This window comes from Thiorhodococcus drewsii AZ1 (genome assembly GCF_000224065.1).
In the GTDB taxonomy this organism is placed as follows: domain Bacteria; phylum Pseudomonadota; class Gammaproteobacteria; order Chromatiales; family Chromatiaceae; genus Imhoffiella; species Imhoffiella drewsii.
The window spans coordinates 168,745-192,039 of record NZ_AFWT01000001.1 but is presented as its reverse complement, the minus strand read 5'-3'; the positions used below and the strand labels follow the sequence as shown (position 1 = coordinate 192,039).

Here is a 23,295-nt window from a genome sequence, read left to right as displayed (position 1 = left end):
GTGCCCGCGCACCGGTCAGGCCGATGTCAGGGCCAATTTCCCTGTTACATGGCCCTGTTCGAGCAGGGCGTGCGCAGCGGCGGCCTGTTCGAGCGGAAAGGTCTCGGAGACATGAATGCGCAGATCGCCACGATCGATGAGCTTGGCGCAACGACGCAGAATCTCGCCCTGCTGCACCCTCGCCCTGGGCACGTCTCTGAGCATCGGTGTCAGCATCAGCTCCAGACTGATGCGCAGATTGCGCATACGCGCCTCCTTGAGGTCGAGTTCCGGACCCGGATCCAGGATGGTGACCAGATCGCCATAGTGGGCCATGGCCGGAATGGTCTGTCGGAAGACGGCGGGGCCCACCGTGTCGAACGCGATGTCGACACCCTGGCCACCGGTCCATTCCATCACCGCTCCGACCAGATCCTCTTCCTGGTAGTTGATGCAATATTCGGCGCCGAGGGCGTGAGCGAAGGCGGCCTTCTCCGGGCTGCTCACGGTGGTGCAGACGCGCGCGCCCGCCGCCTTGGCCAACTGGATGGCGACATGCCCCACCCCGCCGGCGCCGGCATGGATCAGGACCCTGTGGCCCTCGTGGAGACGGGCACGATCATGCAATGCCTCCCAAGCGGTGAGCAGCACCAAGGGCGCGGCGGCGGCCTCGACCATCTCGATGGAGCGTGGCTTGGCCTGGGCCAGATGATTGTCGAGTACGATGTACTCGGCATAGGTGCCCACCGGACCGCCGAGCCCGCCGTAGCAGAACCAGACCTCGTCACCCGGCTTGAAGCGGGTGACGGCCTCGCCGACGGCCTCGACCACGCCGGCACCATCGCACCCCAGAACGGCCGGGAACCCGGCCGGCAGCATGGGCCCGTTCGACCGGATCTTGGTGTCGATCGGATTCACCCCGGCCGCCGCGAGCTTGACCAGGATATCGTCCGGACCGGTCAGCTCCGGACAGGGTCGCTCAGCCAGTTGGAGAACGGATGGACCTCCGGTCTCGCGTATTTCGATTGATTTCATCGGTTGCTCCGCATGTAATCGCCAGATGAGATGCCCGGCATGCGCCAGGCGATCGAACCGAACGAGTGGAAAGGGTTCAAGCGCAATGCCAATGCTTTAGCATGTGGGGGCGTGGCCTCTAGCGACACAAGCCGCAAGTCTTCAGACTGGCCTTCAACCGTCCACCCCCACAGTCCGCGCGCGACCGACCGCCGAATGCGACCGGCCGAACAGCGACCTCGAATCCCGGAGTCTTCCAGCATGCCTTCAGACCACAAGACCACCTCCAGCAAACCGCACTTGCTGGTACGCAATGCACGTATCGAGGATATCCCCGCCATTCGTGCGCTGGTGTCGAAAGTCTACCTGCCAACAGGAATGGGCACCTACTCCCCGGCAATGCTACGGGGTCAGATCAACAACTTCTCCGAAGGCCAATTCGTCGCCGAATACCAGGGAAACATCGTCGGCTACTGCGCCACCTTTCTGATCGACGGGCAGCATGCGCTCAAATCCCACACCTGGCGAGAGATCACTGGCGGCGGCTACGCCTCTCGACACGACCCGGACGGCGACTATCTCTACGGCATGGAGGTCGTGGTCGATCCCGACTATCGCGGATTGAGAATCGGCCAGAGGCTCTATGACGAGCGCAAGAAACTGGCCCGTTCCTGGGGTGCCAAGGGTATCGTCTTCGGTGGCCGCCTGCCGACGCTCGCCAAGCGCCTGCGCCGCTTCGACGGACCGGAAGACTATCTGACGGAGGTCCGCGCCAATCGCCAGCGCGATCCGGTATTGACCTTCCAGATGCGCAATGGTTTCGAGGTGGTGGGTCTTCTTCCGGATTATCTGCCCGAGGACAAGGAATCGCTCGGCTACGGCGTGCATCTGCTTTGGCGCAACCCGAACGCACCGGACGAGCAGGAAGAGAAGCGCGCCAAGACCTATGGTGCCAGACTTCCCGACACCGTCCGAGTCGCAACCGTGCAATACATGCAGCGGCGCGTAAGTTCGTTCGAGGAGTTCATCGACCTGGTTCGCTATTTCGTCGACGTGACCGCCGACTACCGGGCCGATTTCGTCGTCTTCCCCGAGCTCTTCTCGCTGCAGCTTCTGTCCATGGAGGGCGAGGAGCTCTCGCCGGCCGAATCCATCGAGGCGCTCACCAAACACACCGAACCGCTCAAACAGGCGTTGAGCGACATGGCCGTGCGCTACAACATCAACATCATCGGCGGCTCGCACCCCACGCGCATGCCCAACGAGCGCGTCGAGAACATCTGTTACGTCTGTCTGCGCAGCGGCGAGGTCTACGAGCAGGCCAAAATCCACCCGACGCCCAACGAGGTCTACTGGTGGAACATCGAAGGCGGTCAGTCGCTCAACGCCATCAACACCGACTGCGGCCCCATTGGCGTACTCATCTGCTACGACTCAGAATTCCCGGAACTGGGCCGTCATCTGGTCGATCAAGGCGCAAACATCATCTTCGTCCCCTTCTGCACCGACGAGCGCCAGTCCTATCTGCGCGTGCGTTATTGCGGCCAGGCAAGGGCGGTCGAAAATCAATGCTATGTCGTCATGTCGGGCAACGTCGGCAACCTGCCGAACGTGCACAACATGGACATCCAATATGCCCAGAGCTGCGTCCTGACGCCCTGCGACTTCCCATTCGCGCGCGACGGCATTGCTGCGGACACCACACCCAACGTCGAGACGGTCGCCTTCGCCGACCTGCGTCTGGAGGCGCTGCGCGCCGCCCGCAACGGCGGCACGGTGCAGAACCTCAAGGACCGCAGACACGATCTTTACACCACCATCTGGCGTGAGAAATAAGGCGCACTGAGGACCAACGTTAGTTGGATCGAACGGAGTGCCACGGATGGCGCACGCGACGACCCTCCGCGAAATCTGCGGCGACACACGAGCAGGCCGTCTACCCCAACATCAACGTGCCTGATCGCGATTGTGCCGATCCACGAAACGCAGCTGGCGCGCAACGGCCTCGACAGCCGGCAGCCGCACGCCCCGCTTGGACACCTCACGCAGGGGCCGCTCGTACATGAACTCGATCTCCAGCTCACGCTTGGCGAGATAGTCCAGACGCATGCTGGGGGCATAGGGCGTCATCGCCTCGGTGATCTGCATCAGCTTGGGCATAAAGCCCTCGTCGAAGGGGACACCACAGGTCTCGGCCCCCAATGCAACCTCGGCCATGAGCTGCTCGGCGAGCACACGACCGTCCGGGTCCGCCATGATGCGATTCGTATCCACGTCGAGCAGGACGGACAGACCGTTGAATGGGATATTCCAAGCCAGCTTGCGCCAGCGTGCCTGGGGCAGTGAAGGCTGCGACTCCACCTTCACGCCGCCGGCCGAGAAGGCCGCCATCAGCGCCGGGATCTGCTCGCGTCCGCGCTCATCGAAGGGGGCAAAGCTGACCAGGCCATAATCGAGATGGGTGATATGTCCCGGCCCCACCTTGTTCGAGCATAGAAAGCACAGGCCCGCCACCACGACGGCCTGGGGAAAGGCCTCGACCAGCTCCTCCTCCATGGTCAGCCCATTCTGCAGGTTGAGGATGAGGGTTCCCTCTCCGATCAAGGGTTCGAGCAATTCCACCAAACGATGGTTCTGGGTGCTCTTGAGACCGACACAGACGACATCGCTGCGCGGAATGACGTCCGAATCGCGATAGACCTCGACCGGTTGGTGATGCTGGTCACCGAGGGGCGAGTCGACGCGTAGCCCCTCGCGGCGGATGAAGTCGACATCGCTATGGGCGATGAAACGGACAGTGGAACCACCCGCCAGGAGTCTGGAGCCATAGAAGCCGCCCAGGGCGCCCGTACCGAAGATGGTGAAACTGAGGTCGTGCGGAGTCGATGTATTCAGGGTCATGGAATCTGGAATGCGGTTGGGATGTTCGAGGATGGCCAGCGGCCAGCGGCCAGCGGCCAGCGGCCAGCGGCCAGCGGAAGGATTAGACCAGCGTTTCCGCTTCATCGGCTAAGGGTGAGAATGTGGGGACTCATGCCCGGTCGGTCAAAGGGCACAAGTTCCGCCCGATAGAGCGCCGCTCAGCCGGCCATCGCCAAGCGTCTCAGCGCGCCGAAGTCGGTCTTGCCGCTGCCAAGCTTCGGGATCTCGGCGACCTCGCGCAATTCGGAGGGGATGCTCAGCGGATTGGCCCCCTGCTCCATCATGCGCCGACGCAGCGCATCCGGATCGATCGACTCGGTGGTCAACAGCAGGATACGCTCGCCCTTGCGCTCATCGGGCAGATTGACCGCCGCAATCTCCAGGTCATCCTGTTCGAGTGCCTTGCGTACCTGTTCCTCGACGGCACTGAGGCTGATCATCTCGCCCCCGAGCTTGGCGAAACGCGAATAGCGATCGACGATGCTCAGGAAGCCGTCCGCGTCCAGATGGCCTTTGTCGCCGGTCTTGTACCAACGCGTGCCGTCCAGCTCGACGACCGCATCCGCCGTCTTCTCGGGGTCGCCGAGATAGCCCTTCATGACCTGAACGCCCCCGATCAGGATGAGACCGTCCTCACCGGGCGGCAGCGATTCCAGCGAGACCGGATCCACCACCCGGAAGCTGGTGCCCGGCAGCGGCATCCCGACCGTGCCGAGACGCGAGCCGGACTGGATCTTCCAGGTATCCGTCTCTAGTGCATCGGGCACATTGACGCTGGCCACCGGGGTCGTCTCGGTGGCACCGTAGCCCTCCAAGATAGCCTTGTGGAACTTGAGCGCGAAGGACTCGCGCACCTCGGGCGACAGACGCTCGGCCCCGGCGACCAGGATGCGCAGTGACTGCAGCATGAGCGGATGCACATGTCGGTTGCGGACATAGAGCCGCAGGAAGGTCGAGGTGCTGCAGAGCACCGTGACCCGATAGCGGGCGACGGCCTTGGCGCCACCGACCGCGTCGGTCGGATCCGGATGACAGACCATGGGAATGCCTTCGAGCAGCGGCAGGAAGGTGGTCGCGGTCAGCCCGAAGGCATGGAAGAGCGGCAGATTGGACAGCACCACGTCCTCGCGCTCGGTATTGAGCACGTCCGAGATCTGGCGCACGTTGGCCATGATGTTGCGATGGGTGAGCTCGACCCCCTTGGGCGCGCCCTCGCTGCCGCTGGAGAAGAGGATCGCCGCCGTGTCGTCAGGCCGACCGGCGCGACAGAAGAGCGCATGGAGCATCCCGACGGGCAGGAGTGTGGCGATGGCCAGTGCGGAGAACGCGCGCAGCAGCCCGAACTCGGCCCGCATCGACTCCATCGCGTGCAGCGTCACCCCTGGCAGCACGCTCCTCGGATCGATGCCGCGTTGGTCGAGCTTGGCCAGGAAGCGGTCGGCGGTGACGATGTGCCGGATCCCAGCCTTCTCGACGCCTGCGCGCAACGACTCGGCGCTCGCGGTGTAGTTGAGGTTCACCACCCGCTTGCCGCACAGCAACCCGGCCAGGTTGGCGATAGCCCCGGCGCTGCTGGCCGGCAGCAGAATCCCGACCGCAGGTTCGGGCACCAGACGTCGCATCCGCCCGGCGAACAGGAGCACGGCCGTCAGCAGACGGCGATTGGTCAGTGAAGTGCCGATCGAGTCGATCACGGCCAGTGCGCCCGGATCGCGCTTGACCGTCCGCAGCCAGGCCAGCGGCAGAGTCGGCAGCGTCTCGACATAGGTCCGCCAAGAGGTCACCGATAGCTCGAAGACCGCCTGTTTGACACGCTCGGCGCTGGCATCCAGCGGCAGGGTCGGACCGAAGGCCACGATCACGTCGCGCATCCGTCCCTCGCGCCGGTTCGATTTGAGCTTATCGCTCGCATAGGAGAAGCGACTGCCCCACAGCCCGCGCTGATAGAAGGGCAGGATCACGCCCGACTTGGCGGCCCGCGCGGCCAGCTCGAAGCCGCGCTTGAACTCGGAGAGCTGACCGTTCTTGCTCAGCGTCCCCTCGGGGAAGAGACAGACCACCTGGCCCGCGTCGAGCAGCGTCGAGACCGTCTGGATGGCCTGGCGGCTGCTGCCGCGCGAGATGGGCACGACCCCGAAGAAGTCGAGGAACCAGCGCAGATACCAGCGCTCGTAGATCCAGCGCTCCATGACGAAGCGCACCGGACGCGGGCTGGCCAACTGGACCATGGCCCAATCCACCCAGCTGACATGATTGCCGAGCATCAGCACACCGCCCTGTGCCGGCATGTTCTTCAGACCGATGACATTGAGGCGGTAACGGGTCGAGATGGCCCGCGCCAGAATGAAACGCACCAGCGACTGCGGCAGCTTATAGAGGGTATAGACGGCCCCCAACAACGCGACGACGGCGAGCGCCAACATCAGGACGTGACCGTCGATTCCGACATAGGCGGCCGCCACGGTCAGGCCCAGGAACGCCAGCATCGTGAGGTTCTGGATGAAGTTGTTCGCCGCCAGCACGCGCCCCAGTCCGGCCTCGCCGGCATGGAACTGAATCAGTGCGTTCAGGGGCACCAGAAAGAATCCGCCCAGCACGCCGAGCAGCAGGAAGTTCAGACCATGGGCCCAGACCGAATCCAGACCGGGCACCAGAAACAAGGTCGCCGCGACTCCGATCGCACCGAGCGGAATGAGGCCGGTCTCGATATGGTTGCGCGAGACGCGCCCGGCGATGACCGACCCGAGGATGACGCCGACCCCGGCGCAGGCGAGCATGCCCTGAATCACCACGGTATTGGTCTCGCCCAGGCTCTCCTTCGCGAAGGCGGGGAAGGCGGCCAGGATCACCTGAGAGATGGCCCAGAACACCGAGAGTCCGACGATCGAGAGCCAGATGACCTCATTGTCCCAAGCGGCCCGCCAGTTGCGGACCAGATAGCGTCCGCTGCGGTACTGATGCCAGTCGAAGCTCAATGGGCTCTGTGGGCTGACCTGGGGCAGTCGATAGGCCAGAAGGAGTTCGATCACCGAGCAGAACACCAACACCCAACCGAGCGGCGCCACCAAACGCATGATCGCGTCCGGATCCAACAGACCGGCGGTTCCGGCGAGCGCACGCTCGAACAGCACCGAGAAGAAGAAGATGCCGGCCAGGATGGCGCTGCTCGTGGTCGCCTGAACCCAGCCGTTGGCTGCAGCCAGCGATTCCTTGCCGACCAGCTCCTTGATATAGCCGTACTTGGCCGGCGAATAGAAGGCGCTCTGGGCCGCCAGCAGCAGGGTCATGCCGAATGCCGGCCAGAACCAGCCCTGGTAATAACAGAGCGTGATGCCAAGCGTGAGTCCGATCGCACCCCAGGCGGTCGTGCGCATCACCCGGTTCTTGGGGAAACGGTCGGCGATAAACCCGGAGGGCGTGAACAGCAGGACGAACGGAAGCAGGATGAAGGCGTTGACGATCGCCGTCAGCAGGATCTGGGCTTCGCCATCGTAGGTTTTGAACAGCGTGTTCTGGATGACGATCTTGTGTCCCAGATCGACGAAGGCATTGAGGAAGAGCATCGTTACGTAGGACAGAAAGCCGGTGATGCGGAACAGCTGACCCATGAGTTCACCCTCGTTCGGCGGATTGTCGTCTGAATGGGACCTAAAGGTGACCGAGCGCCTCCAGATAGCGTCTGGCACTCGTCGTCTGCTCATATTCGGCGACCGTCTGCCGGAGGCGTTCAGCCGGCATCGGCGCATCCAGGGTCGCCGCCATCGCCTCGGCCAGCGCCTCCGCGTCACCGACCGGCACCAGCCGCCCCTGTCGCCCGGCGCCCAGAATCTCGTAGGGTCCGCTCGGACAATTGGTCGAGACCACGGGCACACCCAGGGCCATGGCCTCGGTCAGCACGTTTGGCGACCCTTCCCAGGCGGAGGAAAGCACAAAAAGCGAGGCACGTGCCAGAAAGGCATAGGGATTGGTCTGAAAACCGGGCATATCCACCGAATCATCCAGACCGAACTCTTGGATCAGCGACTGAAGCTTGGGTCGAGCGGCGCCCTCGCCCAGGATCATCAGGCGACAGTCGCGCTCGGCGCGCAGCCGGGCGAAGGCACGAATCAGGGTCGGGAAATCCTTCTGTCGCTGCAGCCGGCCCGCACCCATGACAACCGGCGGTTCGCCCGGTGCAAGCCATGGATGGTGGCAGGGCTGCGAGGCCTGGACCGAGAGCTCAGGCGTGATCACCGGATTGCGGATGACCCCGATCCGCTCGCGTGGAATACGGGCGATCCGGGCGGTGTCCTCGGCGACCCCCTCGGACACGGCGACGATGCGATCGACCTTAGGATAGAGCAGACGAATGGGGGCATACCGCAGCCAGCGTTCGAGCGCCGTGCGCGCTTCCATGGCGGTCGAGAGATTGGTACCGAGGCGCAGCAGGATGGGAGTCCCGGTCCCGGCAAGCGTACGCGCCATCACGGCCGCGCGCCCCGCCCGATCCTTGGCGGCCAAGAGCGCCGCAGGCCGACGCGCGCGCAGATAACGGGCCAGCGCCGGGGCCGCGAGCAGGCTGTGCTTCACATTCAGGCGCACCTGCCGAACTTCGGCTGGAACCCGCGCGAGATGCGGGCTATCCGCGCGCACCAGAACCAGATCGACGGACTGCCCCAGATCGACAAAGCCTCTCAGCAGATTGACGAGCATACGCTCGACCCCTCCGGTCCCGGAGAATGAGGCGAAGACGGCAAGCGGGGCTTGGGATCGGGACATGAGCGATGGGGATACCAGCGGATTGCAAGGGAGGCGACTCCATCGCGCGACGACAGCGAACGCCCAGATAGCGACAAGCGTATCCTAAACCTTCACGACAACTAGAATAGAATGCGATTCGAGGGACATAGAGCGGTGAGCGCTCCGTTGCTAGCGCGGATCGGCGGCGCAAACTCGACGCGCTCGAACCGGCCCCGGACCGGGATCCGGACGCACTCATTAGTCGACGACCGGGTTGGCCGATCGGCGACCACTGCTTTATTCTCCAAACCCCAAGATAATGATTGTCTTACAGGAGTCATCGCGATGGAGAGAAGTCGGCTGACCGCAAGACTGGTTATGCTTCCGCTGTGCTTGCTGGCCTGGTCCGGTACGGTGTCTGCGGTCGAGGTGCTACCTCAACCCAAAACCACGGGCATGACGCATCAGGCTCGGCAGGTGGCGCAGCAGACGACGCTGCAACACCTGGAGCGGATGATCGGCCAGCGTCCGGCCTCGGCGGCGGCAACGGTGGAATTCACTGCCGAGGATCGCGAGAAGATCGCGGAGGCGAACGCAAGCGCCGCGAGCGGCACGCCGCTGAAGATCGGTCTCATGAAGTCGGTTGCGCTCGGTGTCGACCTGCAGCCCCTGGATGTCGCGGCCATGAAGGATCAGACCTATTCCTTCCAGCAGGGCACGGTCAAGAGCAGCGGCGATCGGCTGGCCTGGACGGTTCGACTGGACACGGTCGGCTCTCTCGCGACTCGGGTCCGCTTCGACGATGTCAGTCTGCCCGAGGGATCCTCCCTCTACGTCTACAACGACGCTGGCGAGGTTCGAGGCCCCTATAGCGGCAAGGCCCGCAGCTTCTGGAGCCATTCGCTCCCAGGCGACAGGCTTTACGTCCAGGTCGACACCACCGGCACGGACTCCGACAAAGTCAGCTTCAAGGTCGGCGCCATGATGCTGATCGACTCCGAAACCGAGGCCTTCTGCCCGGACAACGCCCCCTGTATCCAGGACGGCTCTTGCTACGACAGCTCGGATTGGGAGCACATCGATGAGGTCCGCAAGGCCATCGCCCACATCAACTTCGTCGAAGGCGACGGAAGCTATATGTGCACCGGCGGTCTGCTCGCGGATACCGACGACTCCAGCACCATCCCCTATTTCCTCACCGCGAACCATTGCATCAGCACCCCCGAGGTCGCGGCCACGGTGGAGGCCTGGTTCAACTACCAGACCGAATCCTGCGGCGCGGAATGCCCGTCGCTCTCCGACAACACGGCCACGCTCGGGGCCACGCTGCTCGATCATTCGGCGGTGGACGACCACAGCCTCATGGTCCTCAACGAGGATCCGCCGGCCGAGGCCTGGTTCCTCGGCTGGAGCAGCACGCCAGTCGCCTATATCGGTGGCACACCGCTCTATCGGCTGAGTCACCCCCTGGGCTCGCCGCAGGCCTATTCCACCCAAGAGATCGACGCCTATGTGAGTCCAGTGCTCTATTGCGGCACCACGACCATGCCACGCGGCGCCTTCATCTTCAGTCGTGACGTTATCGGGGCGACGGAGGGCGGTAGCAGCGGCTCCCCCGTGATGCAGGAAAACGGACAGGTGGTCGGTCAACTGTTCGGGGCCTGTGGCAGCAACCTCAATGACGTCTGCGACTCGGCCAATAACGTCACCGTGGACGGCGCCTTCGCCAATTACTACACGGATGTATCCAAATGGCTGAGCCCGGACGAGGAGGCTCTGCCGTTGACGCTAGAGAAACGCGGCACCGGCGAGGGACGCGTGGTGTCCTCACTCACGAGCCAGTCCGCCAGCCAAAGCACCGGCACCGCACAGCCGCAGCTTCTGGGCGGCTCCGAGATCGACCAGAGCGATTGGTCATGGCAGGCGGCCTTGAAGGTCACAACCTGGAGCATCAATAGCTCCTGGACCTGCGGTGGATCCGTGATCGATCCCTACTGGATCCTCACGGCGGCCCATTGCATCGTCGACGACAGCACCGAACGCTACAGCACGGTCTCGCCGTCCAACATCCAGATTCGGGCCGGATCCAACCGCTTCGAATACGGCGGACAGGAGTCCAAGGTCAAGCGGATCGTCAAGCACCCGGATTTCGATCCGCTGACCCGCGACAACGATATCGCGCTCATCGAGCTCAAGAGCCCGGTGTACGCCGACCCGATCCGCCCGGTCACCCTGGAACGTGAAGAAACGCTGGCCTGTCTGGGCACAGCGGGCGCGGTCACCGGTTGGACGGCAACGACGGCCTGCGGCAATCTGGCGACAGTGCTCTCCAAGGTCGATGCCACCATCGTCTTGCCCAGCGTCTGCGGCACGGTCTATGGCGCGCTCAGCAACAACATGATCTGCACCTCCTCGGCGGCGACGGATACCACGGAATGTCAGTCGGACGACGGCAGCCCGCTTGCGGTCGGCAACGGACGTGGCGGCTATGCCCAGGCCGGCATCGTGAGCTTCGGCAATGGTTGCGACGACCAATCCGCCCCGACCGCCTACACGCGGGTCGCCAATTATGTGAGCTGGATGGAACGGATGACGGACCTGGATCTGACCTCGGATGTCGGCCCCGGAATCATCGATTGCGGCAGCGTCTGTCGCGCGGAATACGCCAAGGACACGCTGGTCACCCTGACCGCAAGCGCATCGGCCGGATCGGTCTTCGCCGGCTGGGAGGGCGACTGTACGGGAACGGATAGCAGTTGCGAGCTGACCATGAGCAAGGCGAGCAATGTCAGGGCGATCTTCAACGCGCCCCAGGCAAGCAGCCAATCGATCTGCACGCCCTGATCCGATCACCACTCGAAGCGAACGGAGCCCGAGCGCAACTCGGGCTCCGAGCCAAATCCAGTACCCGCTAGCGATTTATCTGCTGTTCCGCAGCAGTTATCGTCGATCGATTGCCTCCCTGCTTGGACGATTTCCAAGCACTTCGATACCAAGCCAAACCCACCGAAGACAAATGCCCGACCTCAGGTAGGGCGCAATAGGCCGCCTTGAACAGGTGGCTACACCGCAGCCCACTGGAAATACATTCCATGAACGGCCAGCGTTCGATCTTGGAGCGGCCGTATTGCGCCGTATGCGAGCGACGAGCGGGATCGAAACCTCACCGCTGCCTGCCATGCGGCGCAATACGCTATCGCTATTGCGCCCTACGCGGGGTCACAACTGGTCCCCGACCTAAACCTCACATCTACAGCATCAATGAAAAGGGGCGACCGGCGCGTAACGCGCCGGTCGCCCCTCGTGGTCATGCGACTTGGGATGGATCAGTAAGGACTGGGGCGATTCAGGTAGTCCTCATAGGCATCCGTGTCGATGGTGTTGGTCGGCAGTTTGGTTCCATACCAGGTGAAGTTGTAGGGACTGCTGGTGTCGTTCTCAGGCACCTCGACGACCCCACCGTAGGAAGAGCAGGCACAGCGCGCCTGGGTGACATAGGTCGAACAGAGCTCTTCCTCCGCGTCCGCGTCCGGTTTGGTCGTCACGCACCCGGGAGGCGAACTCGTGTTGAAGAGACAGCCCGGATCGCTGCCGAAGGTACAGTCCTCCGTCACTTTACGACAGAGCAGACTGCTGGCGCTGTCACTGCAGCTGTCGGTCGGGATGTAGCAGGCGTTGCCGGTCGAGCTGCGGCCTGAGGCGATGTCGGAATCGCAGGTACAGGCATCGCCGAACACCCCTGAATCGGTGACATAGCGATACTCGTTGCAGGGCGCGGTGAAGAGACGCTTGTGGTTGACCTTCATAAAGTAATAGCCGGGATCCTTCAAACCGAGGCTGTAGGTGATGGACTTGTCCGCTGCCGTATCCGTGTTGAAGGACAACAGAGGCGTCAGGCTGGTCGTCAACGCGCCCGCGCCCGTCAGCGATTCCCAGGCAGTGGCCGTCGGCTTGTCGTAGACCTGAACGTTCCAGTCTCCGTTGGCGCAGCCCTCGCGCGCGCAGAAGGTCAGGGTCACCAGTTCGTTACCGTCCGTGTAGTAGACATACCAATCGTTCTCACCCTGCCCCCAGACAGTGGCCGTGTCATCGTCGGGATCGGTGACAACGCTACTGAAGGTGAGGTTGATGAGTCCGTACATGGCCACGCCAGTAGCGAGCGGATTGGACGCCGAAGGCACATTGTTCGGCTCGATCTCGGAGTCATAGAAGCCCGCGACAGGCTGCTCGTTATCCAGCGAGCTGTCCTGCAAGAAGGCCGTGATCGAATAGGCAAATTGATTGGGCGTCGCCTTATCCGCCGGTTGGACCAGGACGTAATAGGTTCCGACCAACCCGAGGGTCACCGTATAGGTCGCGGCATTCGGGTTGGAGGAGAGCGCACCGACCACGTCGGTATTGAAATTGGCGAAGACATTGCCTGCGGCATCCCGCACCGAGACGTTCCAGATACCGGGAGTTCCATCTGCGAGATTGGCCCCCTCGATCCAATCCGGCACGGCGAAGCTGAGAGTCAGATTCTGGTTTGCGGCCGTCGACTGGGTGTAGTACCAGTCCTGGTCGGCGTTACTGTAATTCTGCCCCCAGAAAGCCACCCCCAGCGTCAAGGGATCCGCCGTGATGAGACTGTCGTTCGGCTCGGTCTCGCCGTAGGTCGCGGCGGGGATACAGGACGCGAGGGTCACGCCATAGGCGAGTGGATCGGCGACACAGGCGGCGACACCCTGGCCAAAACCGACCTCGATGCCAGCGGTCCTTCCGTCCGCGAAGCCATAGCCATATTGGCTCTCGCAATAGGACTCGCAGGTGGTATCCAAGGTGGAATCCCCAAGCCCGAGCGCGTTGGCGGCGGCTATGGGGATCAATGACGCGAGGGCTGTACGGAAGAGGAGCTTCATATTTCATTCCTTGGTAGACTGACGCAACAGGGGGCCTGAATCACGTGTTGAAACAGCCGGAACACCTGTACCGATAACGGGCGCTGGTCAAGTTTAGCCGAACGAACGCACCGATCAAGCAGACAACCCAGTCTCGTTCTTCACGCAACGCACTTATTCACAGATTCGTCCAATTTCTCCGACCTGCGACCGATGCTGCGACAGCGAATCGGGTCAGGTCTCGCAGGCGCTCCACTCCCCTTATGGTGTTAATTCCAGCCCACAACGAGGCCGCCACGGTCGGGGCCGTCGTTAGAGACGTTCGTCGACGCTACGACCTGCCGGTCGTCGTCATCGACGATTGCAGCACGGACGCCACGATCGCCGAGGCAAGCGCGGCTGGTGCCATCGTCCTTCCCCTTCCGCTCCAACTGGGTGCCTGGGGGGCGATTCAAACCGGACTGCGCTATGCGCTACAGACGAACAGCCCCTTCGCCGTCACGCTCGACGCCGACGGACAGCATGAGCCGGCGGCATTGGATGCCGTTCTGGAACCCGTTCTGGCCCAGCAGGCGGATGTCGTTATCGGCGCCTTCCCGGAACGGGCCAGCGCACTGCGCCGTATCGCCTGGGGCTATTTCCGGGGTCTGACCGGAATGCGACTGGAGGACATCACCTCCGGCTTCCGCGCCTACAATCGCGCAGCCATGACCGTACTCGCCTCCCCCGTCGCCAGCCTGCTCGACTATCAGGACGTCGGCGTGCTGCTGATCCTGCGCCGTCGCGGTTTGCGCGCGCTGGAGGTCGCCGTGCCCATGAAGCCGAGGACTCAGGGCGTGTCCCGGGTATTCAATTCCTGGTGGACAGTGGGAAAATACATGCTTCAGACCAGTCTTCTATGCATCGCCAGGGTGGGACACGGGCGCGGCTCGCGATCCGATCAGGAGTGATCTCTTCCAATGACGCGTGAGTCGACATGACGCATCAAATGACCTCAATGGCGATCGGGCTGGCGCTCGCAGCCACCATCCTGTGGCTGGTTCGGCGCGATCATCTGCACGGCCCCTACGCCTTCTGGTGGATCGGGTCCGCCGCGACCGTCACCCTGCTCGGATTCTTCCCACATCTGTTCGATCTCATCGCCCACTACCTCGGCGTGAGCTATCCGCCCATGCTGGCGATCCTGCTCGGATTCGCGATGCTGCTTATCAAGATCCTGACCATGGATCTGGAGCGCTCGCGCCAGGAGCGTCAGATCCGGCGTTTGGCGCAACAGATCGCCATGATGAAGGCGCACCATCCCCCGGCCGAGGCCACGACCGAAGCGCAGGCACCCAAAGAGTCCTAGGTCCCGTCGATGCGCGTCCTGCATATCGGAAAGTATTTCGCTCCATTCGCTGGAGGTATGGAGTATTTCCTCGGCGATCTGCTGCCGGCCCTGCATGCGCAGGGCGTTGCCGTCGCCGCACTGGTCCATGCGGATGGAAGGTCGACACCGGGACCAAAACCGACGCTCGGGGATCCGATCCCTGTCTATCGAGCCCCTTGCCTCGGTCGGCTCCTCTACGCCCCTATCAGCCCCGCCTTCCCGATCTGGCTGAATCGACTCATCCGCGACTTCCGCCCCGACCTGCTGCATCTGCATCTTCCCAACACCTCGGCCTTCGCCGCGCTCGCACTGCCCTCAGCGCGCCGAATCCCCTGGGTCGTTCACTGGCATTCGGATGTGGTGACCTCGGATATCGATCGCCGACTGGCCCTGGCCTACCGACTCTATCGCCCCTTCGAGCAGGCCCTGCTCGCGCGCGCGCAGGCCGTCATCGCAACCTCGCCGGACTATCTCGAATCGAGTACCGCCCTCCGCCCCTGGCGCGATCGCTGTCACGTCATCCCATTGGGCCTGAATGCCGAGCGCATCCCGAATCCAGACCACGACACGCTCGGTCAGGCGGAACGCCTTTGGGCCGAACCCGGAACACGCATCCTCGCCGTGGGACGCCTGACCTATTACAAGGGACATGAGGTTCTGATCGATGCCGCCGCGCGCCTGCCCGATTCAAGGATCCTGATCGTCGGAACAGGCGACCTACAAGATCGGCTCACGGCCAAGATCGCCGCGCTCGGACTGGAGCAGCGAATCACCCTGACCGGATTCCAGCCCGACGCCGTACTTCAAGCATTGGTGGCAAGCTGCGACCTACTCTGTCTCCCGTCGCTGGAGCGCACCGAGGCATTCGGTCTGGTCCAACTGGAGGCCATGCGCTTTGGAAAACCGGTCGTGGTCAGCGATATCGCGGGATCGGGAACCGGCTGGGTGGTACGCGAGGCGGAGAACGGACTGTTGACATCGCCTGGGGATCCCGCTCAGTTGGCCGAACGGATCGGACGACTCCAATCGAATGCCCGACTGCGCGAGGATCTGGGAGCGCGCGGACGTCTGGCCTTGGCAGAACGATTTGGAATCGAGGCGATCAGCTCGGCGACTGCAGACCTTTACCGTCGTATCCTGTTTGGTGAATAGGCTCCTCCTCGGCTGCAACCGAGAGATCGGCCCGAGCGGACTGCTCCGACCACAGGACCAGCGCCCAGAAGGTGAAGGCCGGTATGAAATGCATGAAGAGCCGAGCGACGCTGGTCGAGTCCTCGGCCCAGCGATAGGCGCCGGTCCAGAAGAAGAGAACATAGAGCGCACCCAAGGCACTCAGAACGAAGACCAGCCCCGCCCGTTCCCACGGCTCGACGGAATGGCGAACCACCCTCCAGCATCCCCAGCCCACAACGGGAATGAACCCGAAGAAGAAGAGATGCCAGTTGTCGTAGAGGAAGAGGTTGCGCCAGATCCCGGCCCAACTGGCGTGGTAGGCGATCTCAAATCGCCCGATCAGAGGAAGCTCGATCGCACGCAGACTCAGCTCAACATGCCCCCAAGGAGACTCCGCGACCAATCCTCCCGAGACCCATAGACCCGCAACCGTCAGACCGAAGGCAACGACCAGCGCCAGCATCCAGCGCCTGGACAATCGGGCGCCGAGGAACGCCGGGATGAAGAGCAGCGACCAGACTATCCCCTCCTGCTTGATGAAGGCGCAGGCGACGATGCAGCCGAGAGCCATCAGGCCCTGCCGACGGTCTCCGTCGCGAGCCCAGTGCAGCCCGGCCGCAAGGCCGAGCAGCAGCAGCGTCGACAACCAGAGATCGGCATATCCGGCGAGCGCGAGATGGCTATCGAGCAGCGGCAAGGTGGCAAGGAGCCACAGAAACCACAGCGCGGTCAAATTAGAGGCACCCCAAAGTCGCGCCTGACCATAGAAGCCCAGAGCCAACGCCAGGGCACAACCGATCCAGGGAATCTTCGCTGCGGTTTCATTCCATTCGCCATAGCCCAACGTCGACCAAAGCCCGATCAGAGACACCGCGTTAGGATAGTTCCAGGCCGCGATGGTCTGGGCCTGGGTGGTGGAATCGGCCAGCCATTCCGAAGAGGCGACGAAGGGCACCCAATGCCCGAGTTGGGACCAGACACGCGCCCGCAGCAACCAGGTCGTCCAGGCGTCCCAGGGGAAAAGTGGCTGCCACCAGAGTTCGAGCAGGAGATCGATGAAGCGGGCCAGCATCCAGATCAGCAGAATCGCCGCCAGGAGATGACGCCAATCGGGTCGGACCGGCCTGACCGACTCGAAATCGATCCTGGACGGCCAGATTCGGCGAGCACCGATCAGCAGCAAGAGCGCGGCGATCGCCAAGATGAGCGGACCGGAGAGCGCGAAGGGGAGACCCAGCCGCCCGCTAACCCACAGCACCGCAGCGACCACAAGACAAGCCAGTGGATAGGCATATCCCAGGATTGCGGCCCCGGCACCCGGACGCGCATCGGGCCAGGCCGACCTCAGCCACACGACTGCGGCGAGCCAGGGAATCATCACCGCCAGCGCAACACCCCACCAGCCCACGATCAATCCTCCTTCCCGACGCGAAAGAGTGCACCGAGACTCGATCGCCCATCGATCAACTCGACGGGCAATGCCCGATTCCCCTCGATGAGCCGATGACGCGTCGCGTCATACCGAATGCGAGGCAAGGGATACATGAGCAGAACGTAATCGCCGGGGTTCAGTTGCGATTGCTCGGGCAATCCTTTCAATCCCGCAAACACATTATGCGGTGCCAGATGATAACGCGTGCGCATGGCGGCATAACCGAAGGGATCGGCGGAGACCAGAACGAGCCGGGCCGGCTGCTCCGGCAGACGACGCCGAAGCTCCATCAAATAGGGATAGAAGCTGCTATCCGACCCAGCCGCCTGTTTACCCGCATCGGACAGGCCTGCGTACGTCTCTTTGGTGATATCGAGCCGCTTGCTTAGATCCCATTGCCAATGCAGATCCAAGACGATCCAACCAATCAGAAAAAAGGCCGCATAGGGCAGGATCCCCGGCTTGAAACGCCAGGGTGGGTTGATCGCCAGGTAGAGGACGCAGGCCAGACCGACCCAAAGGAAGACCAAGACCACCGGGGAAAAGGCCGTGCCCAAGGGCGCGCCGCGATTGAAATGGGGCGACCGACCTGTCCAGCCCTCGAAAAAGGTCCAATCGGCAAGAAAGGCATCGCGTAGGGCAGAAAAAGACAGCAGGCGCGGGCGCAAGTCCATGCCTCGCACCAGAATCGGACCATGCAGCTCACCGAGCACAACCAGTCCGAGCGCAACGATTTGCCCCCGCCAGTGAGGATCCGTCCGCAAGTCGATGCGGCCCTCTCCATCGACGACACCGGACAGCGGGCGCGCCTGAATGGATCTGGGATCACTCTTACTGGCCCAGATCAAACGCAGCTCCTGCCCCGCACCCAGACCATCGACTCGCCAGCGAAGGTCGCGATAGAGCGCGGCATCGAACGGTTTGATGGCCGCCTGCACAATGGCGTTCCCATTCGGGGCGAGTGCATCGACACGCACGCCATTTGGCGTCGGGGCCCCCTCGCCATTGGTGAGACTTAGCGACTCGCCAGACAACATCAGGGTTGGAGCGACGACTGGATCTCCAGAGCGATAGAAGCCCCAGACGCCCAGAATCAACAGTACCGAGGCGCCGATGAAGGCCAGCATCCATGTCCCTGCCTGACGCAGTGGTTTCGGTCGAATCGCGGTTGTCACAATGGATAGATTGGGAGTCGGATCGATCACATGGACGCTAAAGACCCTGAACCGAAGGTGGCATCAAATCCTCGAAGACGGCCCGATAACGCTCGGCCATGCGCGCCGTGGAGAGGTCCCGAGCGCGCTCCAGCCCACGATCCCGCAACCCTTGGCGTCGAGCCGGATCGCGGAGCAGCGCCAGGATCGCCTCGGCCAAGGCGGCCGGATCCTCGGGGCGAACCAGAAGCCCATAACGATCGTCTCCGATCACCTCGCGCGGTCCGTAGGGGCAATCGGTGGCGACAACCGGGGTTCCACAACTCATCGCCTCCAGCATGGTGTAGCCGAATCCCTCGAACTTACAGGTATGCACGTAGAGATCGGCCCGACGGAGGTAAGGATAAACGTTCTCCCTGTGACCGACAAAGGCTACGCGCCCTCCCAATCCCCAACGGTCTATCAAACGTTCTAACGCAGTACGCTCCGGCCCGTCTCCGACGATGGCCAAGGCGGACGGACAGACATCCTGAACGCGGCGAAATGCCTCCAGCAGCAAACCTATATCCTTCTCCGGAGACAAACGGGCCGCCACGCACAGCAAGGGAAGCGCGGGATCCAAACGCTCCAGACCGGAGATCGGTTCCTCGGCGAGCAACGCGACCTCATCATTGTCGATGCCGTTCGGAATGACGACCGTCCGTTCTATCGACCCCAGAAAATGGCGCCTCAGTTCGTCGGCCGTGCCCTGCGAAGGCACGATCATACGGTCCGCCAAGCGCGCCGTCGCCCCGACGGCGAACCGCAGAAAGGTCCGGCGACGCAGACCGCGCTCGTAATGGCGCATATGCTCGAAGACGGGTCCACGAAAACTCCCGATCGTGCGCGCAGGCACGCGACTCAGACGGGTGCCGAAAACGGCGAGTGCCGCCGAATAGTGCATCATCCCGAGCACCAGGTCGGGCTCCGCCTCGCGGATCAAGGTTCCCGCGATTCGAACATCTCGGAGAAGATCCTTCGAGTCGGTGAACCAGCCACGCGGCAGGTGGGGCGCAGTATCGATGAAGTCGTCGAAACGATCCGGCAGGAAGGGACGCAGGGCCGCCGTGGAGGCCAGGGTGACGTGTGTCACCCGATCGCGATCGAGATAGCGAAGCAGATTGCTCGTCGTACGCTCCGCGCCGCCGAAGACGGAGGCAAGGTGCAAAATCAGGAGTCGCATGGGCGTTCCATTCGACAAGGAGTCCGAATCAGACTCGAAACGACAGGAGGACGATCCGCGGTGGGGTGGCGACTCGATCTCCCCCTGGAGAGACATGCCCGCCAAGGCCGACCCATGGACCTTGGCGGACACTTCCGGGCGCGATCAATAACGCGAGAAGACGATTCCTCTCGACTCGACCAGGAACTCGCGGTACCAGTTTCCATCGACCCAAAGCCAGTGACTCTTCACCGACGCCTCGCGCTCCGGCTGGCTGAGTGTCTCGCCAGTGGTCGGCGCCTTGAAGGCGGGGATGGATGCCTTGATCTTGGCGACGACCTCGGCACGCGATCCATCGATGGAGACGGATTCGACCTCGGATGCGTCATATTTGATCTTGCCCATCATGGACAGATAGCGCTGGAGCGGCACACGTGCGCGGAAGAAGGGATCCAGATAGGCATAGGTCGCCTCGAAATCCTTGTCTTCCATCGCCTTCCAGAAGCCTTTCTCGCGCTCGCGCAAGGCGTCCTGGTTATCCTTCGTGTCCAAGCTAGTCCGAGACTGCCCGGCCTTCGCCAATCGCGTCAGATCCTCCGCCGTAACGCTCAACTCGACCAGTTCCTTCTGAGTGAAGGTGTCATCAACAGCGCGCTCGGCGATCACATGGAATTTGCCCTCGGAGAAAAAGAGCGCATTCGGCTCGAAACGCAATCCGTAACTCTTCCCGTCATCGGCGGTCAAGGGCACGTTGCTGAGCGCCCAGGTACGACCATAGTCATTCGACAAACTCGCATAGAGCTTGCCACGAATGTCGCGCCAATCCTCCCACACGAAGAGCACCTCTCCAGGCTTTTCACCGAAGGCGACGACAGGATTGCGCGCACTGAATTGGCTCAGATCCATCTTGGCGGGAACCGTCTTGCCAAGCGTCGTTCCGCCACGAATCTCAGACATGGTCTCCCAGGTGTCGCCACGATCGAATGAGCGCACCAGGAAGACATCCTGCTTCGTCTCAACGCCCGGCAAACGCTTACGGCCGGTCGCCGCCATCAGGATATGACCGGCCTCGTCAGACACGATCTGTAGGCTCCCGATATCCCGACCGGCAAGACCAGAGATCTCGAAGCGCGTCCAGGTCTTACCATCATCGTCGGAATGCGCACCCTCCAGCCGGAAGTCGCGCTTATCCGCGCCATATTGCGCGAGCCAGACGGTAAACCAGCGAGAACCGCTACGGAACGCCTCGAAGACAGGTGAAATCTCAGGCACGGTCGCGACCGGGACTGCCTCGGCAAAGGTGCCGTTCTCGGGACGGAAACGCGAAACGATCTGGTTCCCCAGCGCCGTCTTCATCCAGCTATAGACCATGTCCCCGGAGTCGCCGACCGAAAGCAGGGGATAGATGCCAGGCGTCACCCATTCGATCGGTGACAATTCCTGGGTCTTGGAATCCAATTGGCGATAATAGAGGTTGTGCAGCTCGCTCGACTCGTCAAGCTTCTTCTCACCGTACCACAACAAATGCAAACGGCCTGCCTTGTCCTCGGAGGCAACGAACCGAGCTAAGGGCTCCGTATCTCCACCGACCCCTAAAGGAACTTGATTCTCATGCGCCGCATCAAGATCAAGCAGATAAAGTTCTTTAGATGGAAGTTTGTCACGCCACAGCACGCCTACGCCCCGCCTCAAGGAGACCAAATCCAGACCAGAGGGAGCCTTCCCTCGACCCTCTGAGGCCAGTAGGCGTTCTTGACGGGAAGGATCAATCAGATGAAGCAACTGCGCTTGGTCATAATATGCCAGCCAAAGCCGCCCCTCATTGTCCAAGGCATAATCCCAGGACCCATTAATATCCATAGGCTGAGAGGATAGCCGAATACCGGACACAGACGGGTCGGGTATAACATCGGCGGCTAGCGCGATTCCAACACCAAAAGAGGCCAGAGCTAAGACCGATGCACCGACACGACGGATAAAATCAAGCCAAAAGGGGTTCACTGAAGGCTCCCGTTATTCGAAGAGGATCCGCAAGAGGAGACACACCCTACCAATACGGAATGAAGAGATGATAACGATGAAAAAAGGCCGCCCGAAGGCGGCCTTTTAGATGAGCTGATCGAATAAAATCAGTGCGAATTCGATTCGCTCACCAGCTGTTAGCTCTTTCCAACAAAATCGCGAAGGCGATCAGGGCTAGGGCTGAAGGAGAACAGCATTGTTGTAGACTCCACCAACGGTTTCGCCATTGAAGGTTCCACCAACATTGTACTCAAGCTTGATCACGATTGCGCCAGCAGGAGCTGTCGTCTTGGAGATTCCAGCACCACCTGAAGTTGCCTTGGTCACCAAAGCTTCACTAAATTCGACACTTGAAGCATCGGCAGTGGAGCCAGCGTCGGCATAAGCCGGCGCCCAGCCATTAGCATCAACTGAGGACGAGGGAACAGAATAAGCGGGGTTACCGCCCACCTTGTCCAAGCGATAGTTGAGCAGGCGTGCCCAGCCACCATGCGTGACACGGTTCATCGTACCGTCACTCATCAAGCTCTTAGCATTGACGCGAGCAACGCAAACAACATCCTGCGGGACGGCGCCGGAGATGAGATTTTCGTCACGATCAAAGAGATCGCCACGATTCATTGAGGTGTAGAACTCGACGCGGGCAGCATAGGGATTGCTGACATCGGAAGCCATGTTGGAGCTCACCGGAGTCACGAAGAAGGCCGTCTCGATCTCATCAAACGGCATCAAAGCAACCTGAGAGGGGCTCGCGGACGCTGCAAACCGATAATCGGCGCTGTTGCCAATATCAGCTGACGTCATGTTGGCAGTCGTCGTGTCGTTACTATAGGCCTGATAACCCCAAGCCGCACCGCTACCAAACTCGAAAACGAAAGCCTCACCGGAGAGTGTTGCATCGCCTACAGCGCCATTGGCGTCGTCGGCGTTATCTACGTAGAGGTAACCACGAGCAGGGGAAACATAGCGACCGAAAGCATAATCTGTAGCAGTACTCCAATCGTTATTGGTGCTAGGATCGCTGAAAAGGACGCCCTTGGTGTCAGAACCGAAGTAACCGCTCAGATCAATGGTCTGGATATCGTTCTGACTGGTCGGCAGATATTCATTGTATTCCTGGCAGGGATCAGTGTTACTGGCGCCCTTGTAGAAGAAACGATAATGCAGATTAGACCCGTTACGGGCTCCGTCATTCGTCCAGTTATTGCCACTGGTGTTGATAACGCTGGCAATGGTGGTGACGGTGTCACTCAGCACAACCTGAGGGAAGAGGACGCTGTCCGCTTGGGCAATACCGACCGCAGAAACGCCGATGGCTGCCGCGACCGCGGATGCGAGTGTGGATTTTGCAAACATCGCTGGAGTTCTCCTGTGATTCACACGTGATAAACTAACAGATTACTGAGTATTCCGGATCTCGTGGACTACCCGGG

Annotated in this window: 15 protein-coding genes; 5 read left to right on the top strand and 10 right to left on the bottom strand. The window is 61.9% G+C overall.

Going from position 1 to position 23,295, the window contains the following annotated elements; genetic code table 11:
- Positions 1 to 15: 15 nt before the first annotated feature.
- Positions 16 to 1,014, bottom strand: coding sequence for a zinc-dependent alcohol dehydrogenase family protein (locus THIDRDRAFT_RS00780; protein WP_007038871.1), 999 nt, complete (start codon positions 1,012 to 1,014; stop codon positions 16 to 18).
- 240 nt (positions 1,015 to 1,254) lie between these two features.
- Between THIDRDRAFT_RS00780 and THIDRDRAFT_RS00775 the strand changes: the two genes are divergently transcribed.
- Positions 1,255 to 2,829 carry a bifunctional GNAT family N-acetyltransferase/carbon-nitrogen hydrolase family protein gene (locus THIDRDRAFT_RS00775; protein WP_007038870.1) on the top strand — a complete coding sequence of 525 codons (1,575 nt, stop codon included), beginning with the start codon at positions 1,255 to 1,257 and terminating at the stop codon, positions 2,827 to 2,829.
- A gap of 111 nt (positions 2,830 to 2,940) precedes the next feature.
- On the opposite strand, the gene THIDRDRAFT_RS00770 is transcribed toward THIDRDRAFT_RS00775, so the two are convergent.
- From THIDRDRAFT_RS00770 to THIDRDRAFT_RS00760, 3 genes are all read right to left on the bottom strand, one after another.
- Positions 2,941 to 3,894, bottom strand: a complete 954-nt coding sequence (locus THIDRDRAFT_RS00770; protein ID WP_007038869.1) for a 2-dehydropantoate 2-reductase — start codon at positions 3,892 to 3,894, stop codon at positions 2,941 to 2,943.
- 179 nt (positions 3,895 to 4,073) lie between these two features.
- The gene (locus THIDRDRAFT_RS00765; RefSeq protein WP_007038868.1) at positions 4,074 to 7,523 is read right to left on the bottom strand and encodes an acyl-[ACP]--phospholipid O-acyltransferase; all 3,450 of its coding nucleotides are present in this window, start codon (positions 7,521 to 7,523) and stop codon (positions 4,074 to 4,076) included.
- 40 nt (positions 7,524 to 7,563) lie between these two features.
- A complete protein-coding gene (locus tag THIDRDRAFT_RS00760; RefSeq protein ID WP_040843520.1) occupies positions 7,564 to 8,673 on the bottom strand; it encodes a glycosyltransferase in 1,110 nt (369 codons plus the stop codon).
- A gap of 306 nt (positions 8,674 to 8,979) precedes the next feature.
- Between THIDRDRAFT_RS00760 and THIDRDRAFT_RS00755 the strand changes: the two genes are divergently transcribed.
- Positions 8,980 to 11,478 carry a trypsin-like serine protease gene (locus tag THIDRDRAFT_RS00755; RefSeq protein ID WP_007038866.1) on the top strand — a complete coding sequence of 833 codons (2,499 nt, stop codon included), beginning with the start codon at positions 8,980 to 8,982 and terminating at the stop codon, positions 11,476 to 11,478.
- 482 nt (positions 11,479 to 11,960) lie between these two features.
- Here the strand turns inward: THIDRDRAFT_RS00755 and THIDRDRAFT_RS00750 are convergent, their stop codons facing one another.
- Positions 11,961 to 13,532 carry a hypothetical protein gene (locus THIDRDRAFT_RS00750; RefSeq protein ID WP_007038865.1) on the bottom strand — a complete coding sequence of 524 codons (1,572 nt, stop codon included), beginning with the start codon at positions 13,530 to 13,532 and terminating at the stop codon, positions 11,961 to 11,963.
- Positions 13,533 to 13,774: 242 nt separating this feature from the next.
- Between THIDRDRAFT_RS00750 and THIDRDRAFT_RS00745 the strand changes: the two genes are divergently transcribed.
- Genes THIDRDRAFT_RS00745 through THIDRDRAFT_RS00735 form a run of 3 tightly spaced genes read left to right on the top strand, consistent with a single transcriptional unit; the run spans position 13,775 to position 16,032 of the window.
- On the top strand, positions 13,775 to 14,461 hold the full coding sequence (locus THIDRDRAFT_RS00745) for a glycosyltransferase family 2 protein (protein WP_007038864.1): 687 nt from the start codon (positions 13,775 to 13,777) through the stop codon (positions 14,459 to 14,461).
- A 26-nt stretch (positions 14,462 to 14,487) separates the two neighbouring features.
- Positions 14,488 to 14,859, top strand: a complete 372-nt coding sequence (locus THIDRDRAFT_RS00740) for a DUF2304 domain-containing protein (protein ID WP_007038863.1) — start codon at positions 14,488 to 14,490, stop codon at positions 14,857 to 14,859.
- A gap of 9 nt (positions 14,860 to 14,868) precedes the next feature.
- Positions 14,869 to 16,032: a glycosyltransferase gene (locus THIDRDRAFT_RS00735; RefSeq protein ID WP_007038862.1), complete on the top strand. Its 1,164-nt coding sequence runs from the start codon at positions 14,869 to 14,871 to the stop codon at positions 16,030 to 16,032.
- Here THIDRDRAFT_RS00735 and THIDRDRAFT_RS00730 read toward each other — a convergent pair.
- The 5 genes from THIDRDRAFT_RS00730 to THIDRDRAFT_RS00710 form a co-directional block, all read right to left on the bottom strand.
- Positions 15,983 to 17,461: a hypothetical protein gene (locus THIDRDRAFT_RS00730; RefSeq protein ID WP_007038861.1), complete on the bottom strand. Its 1,479-nt coding sequence runs from the start codon at positions 17,459 to 17,461 to the stop codon at positions 15,983 to 15,985. The two genes, THIDRDRAFT_RS00735 and THIDRDRAFT_RS00730, sit on opposite strands and share 50 nt — an antisense overlap.
- A gap of 2 nt (positions 17,462 to 17,463) precedes the next feature.
- Positions 17,464 to 18,612: a hypothetical protein gene (locus THIDRDRAFT_RS00725; RefSeq protein WP_007038860.1), complete on the bottom strand. Its 1,149-nt coding sequence runs from the start codon at positions 18,610 to 18,612 to the stop codon at positions 17,464 to 17,466.
- 85 nt (positions 18,613 to 18,697) lie between these two features.
- Positions 18,698 to 19,861, bottom strand: coding sequence for a glycosyltransferase (locus tag THIDRDRAFT_RS00720; protein ID WP_007038859.1), 1,164 nt, complete (start codon positions 19,859 to 19,861; stop codon positions 18,698 to 18,700).
- 144 nt (positions 19,862 to 20,005) lie between these two features.
- Positions 20,006 to 21,370, bottom strand: a complete 1,365-nt coding sequence (locus THIDRDRAFT_RS00715) for a sialidase family protein (RefSeq protein ID WP_139058573.1) — start codon at positions 21,368 to 21,370, stop codon at positions 20,006 to 20,008.
- 666 nt (positions 21,371 to 22,036) lie between these two features.
- Positions 22,037 to 23,218, bottom strand: a complete 1,182-nt coding sequence (locus THIDRDRAFT_RS00710; protein ID WP_007038857.1) for a hypothetical protein — start codon at positions 23,216 to 23,218, stop codon at positions 22,037 to 22,039.
- Positions 23,219 to 23,295: the final 77 nt, after the last annotated feature.

Coding starts and splice junctions, on each gene's coding strand:
- THIDRDRAFT_RS00780 (WP_007038871.1), bottom strand. CDS start 1,014: ATGAAATCAATCGAAATACGCGAGACCGGAGGTCCATCCGTTCTCCAA.
- THIDRDRAFT_RS00775 (WP_007038870.1), top strand. CDS start 1,255: ATGCCTTCAGACCACAAGACCACCTCCAGCAAACCGCACTTGCTGGTA.
- THIDRDRAFT_RS00770 (WP_007038869.1), bottom strand. CDS start 3,894: ATGACCCTGAATACATCGACTCCGCACGACCTCAGTTTCACCATCTTC.
- THIDRDRAFT_RS00765 (WP_007038868.1), bottom strand. CDS start 7,523: ATGGGTCAGCTGTTCCGCATCACCGGCTTTCTGTCCTACGTAACGATG.
- THIDRDRAFT_RS00760 (WP_040843520.1), bottom strand. CDS start 8,673: ATGTCCCGATCCCAAGCCCCGCTTGCCGTCTTCGCCTCATTCTCCGGG.
- THIDRDRAFT_RS00755 (WP_007038866.1), top strand. CDS start 8,980: ATGGAGAGAAGTCGGCTGACCGCAAGACTGGTTATGCTTCCGCTGTGC.
- THIDRDRAFT_RS00750 (WP_007038865.1), bottom strand. CDS start 13,532: ATGAAGCTCCTCTTCCGTACAGCCCTCGCGTCATTGATCCCCATAGCC.
- THIDRDRAFT_RS00745 (WP_007038864.1), top strand. CDS start 13,775: ATGGTGTTAATTCCAGCCCACAACGAGGCCGCCACGGTCGGGGCCGTC.
- THIDRDRAFT_RS00740 (WP_007038863.1), top strand. CDS start 14,488: ATGACGCATCAAATGACCTCAATGGCGATCGGGCTGGCGCTCGCAGCC.
- THIDRDRAFT_RS00735 (WP_007038862.1), top strand. CDS start 14,869: ATGCGCGTCCTGCATATCGGAAAGTATTTCGCTCCATTCGCTGGAGGT.
- THIDRDRAFT_RS00725 (WP_007038860.1), bottom strand. CDS start 18,612: ATGCTGGCCTTCATCGGCGCCTCGGTACTGTTGATTCTGGGCGTCTGG.
- THIDRDRAFT_RS00720 (WP_007038859.1), bottom strand. CDS start 19,861: ATGCGACTCCTGATTTTGCACCTTGCCTCCGTCTTCGGCGGCGCGGAG.
- THIDRDRAFT_RS00710 (WP_007038857.1), bottom strand. CDS start 23,218: ATGTTTGCAAAATCCACACTCGCATCCGCGGTCGCGGCAGCCATCGGC.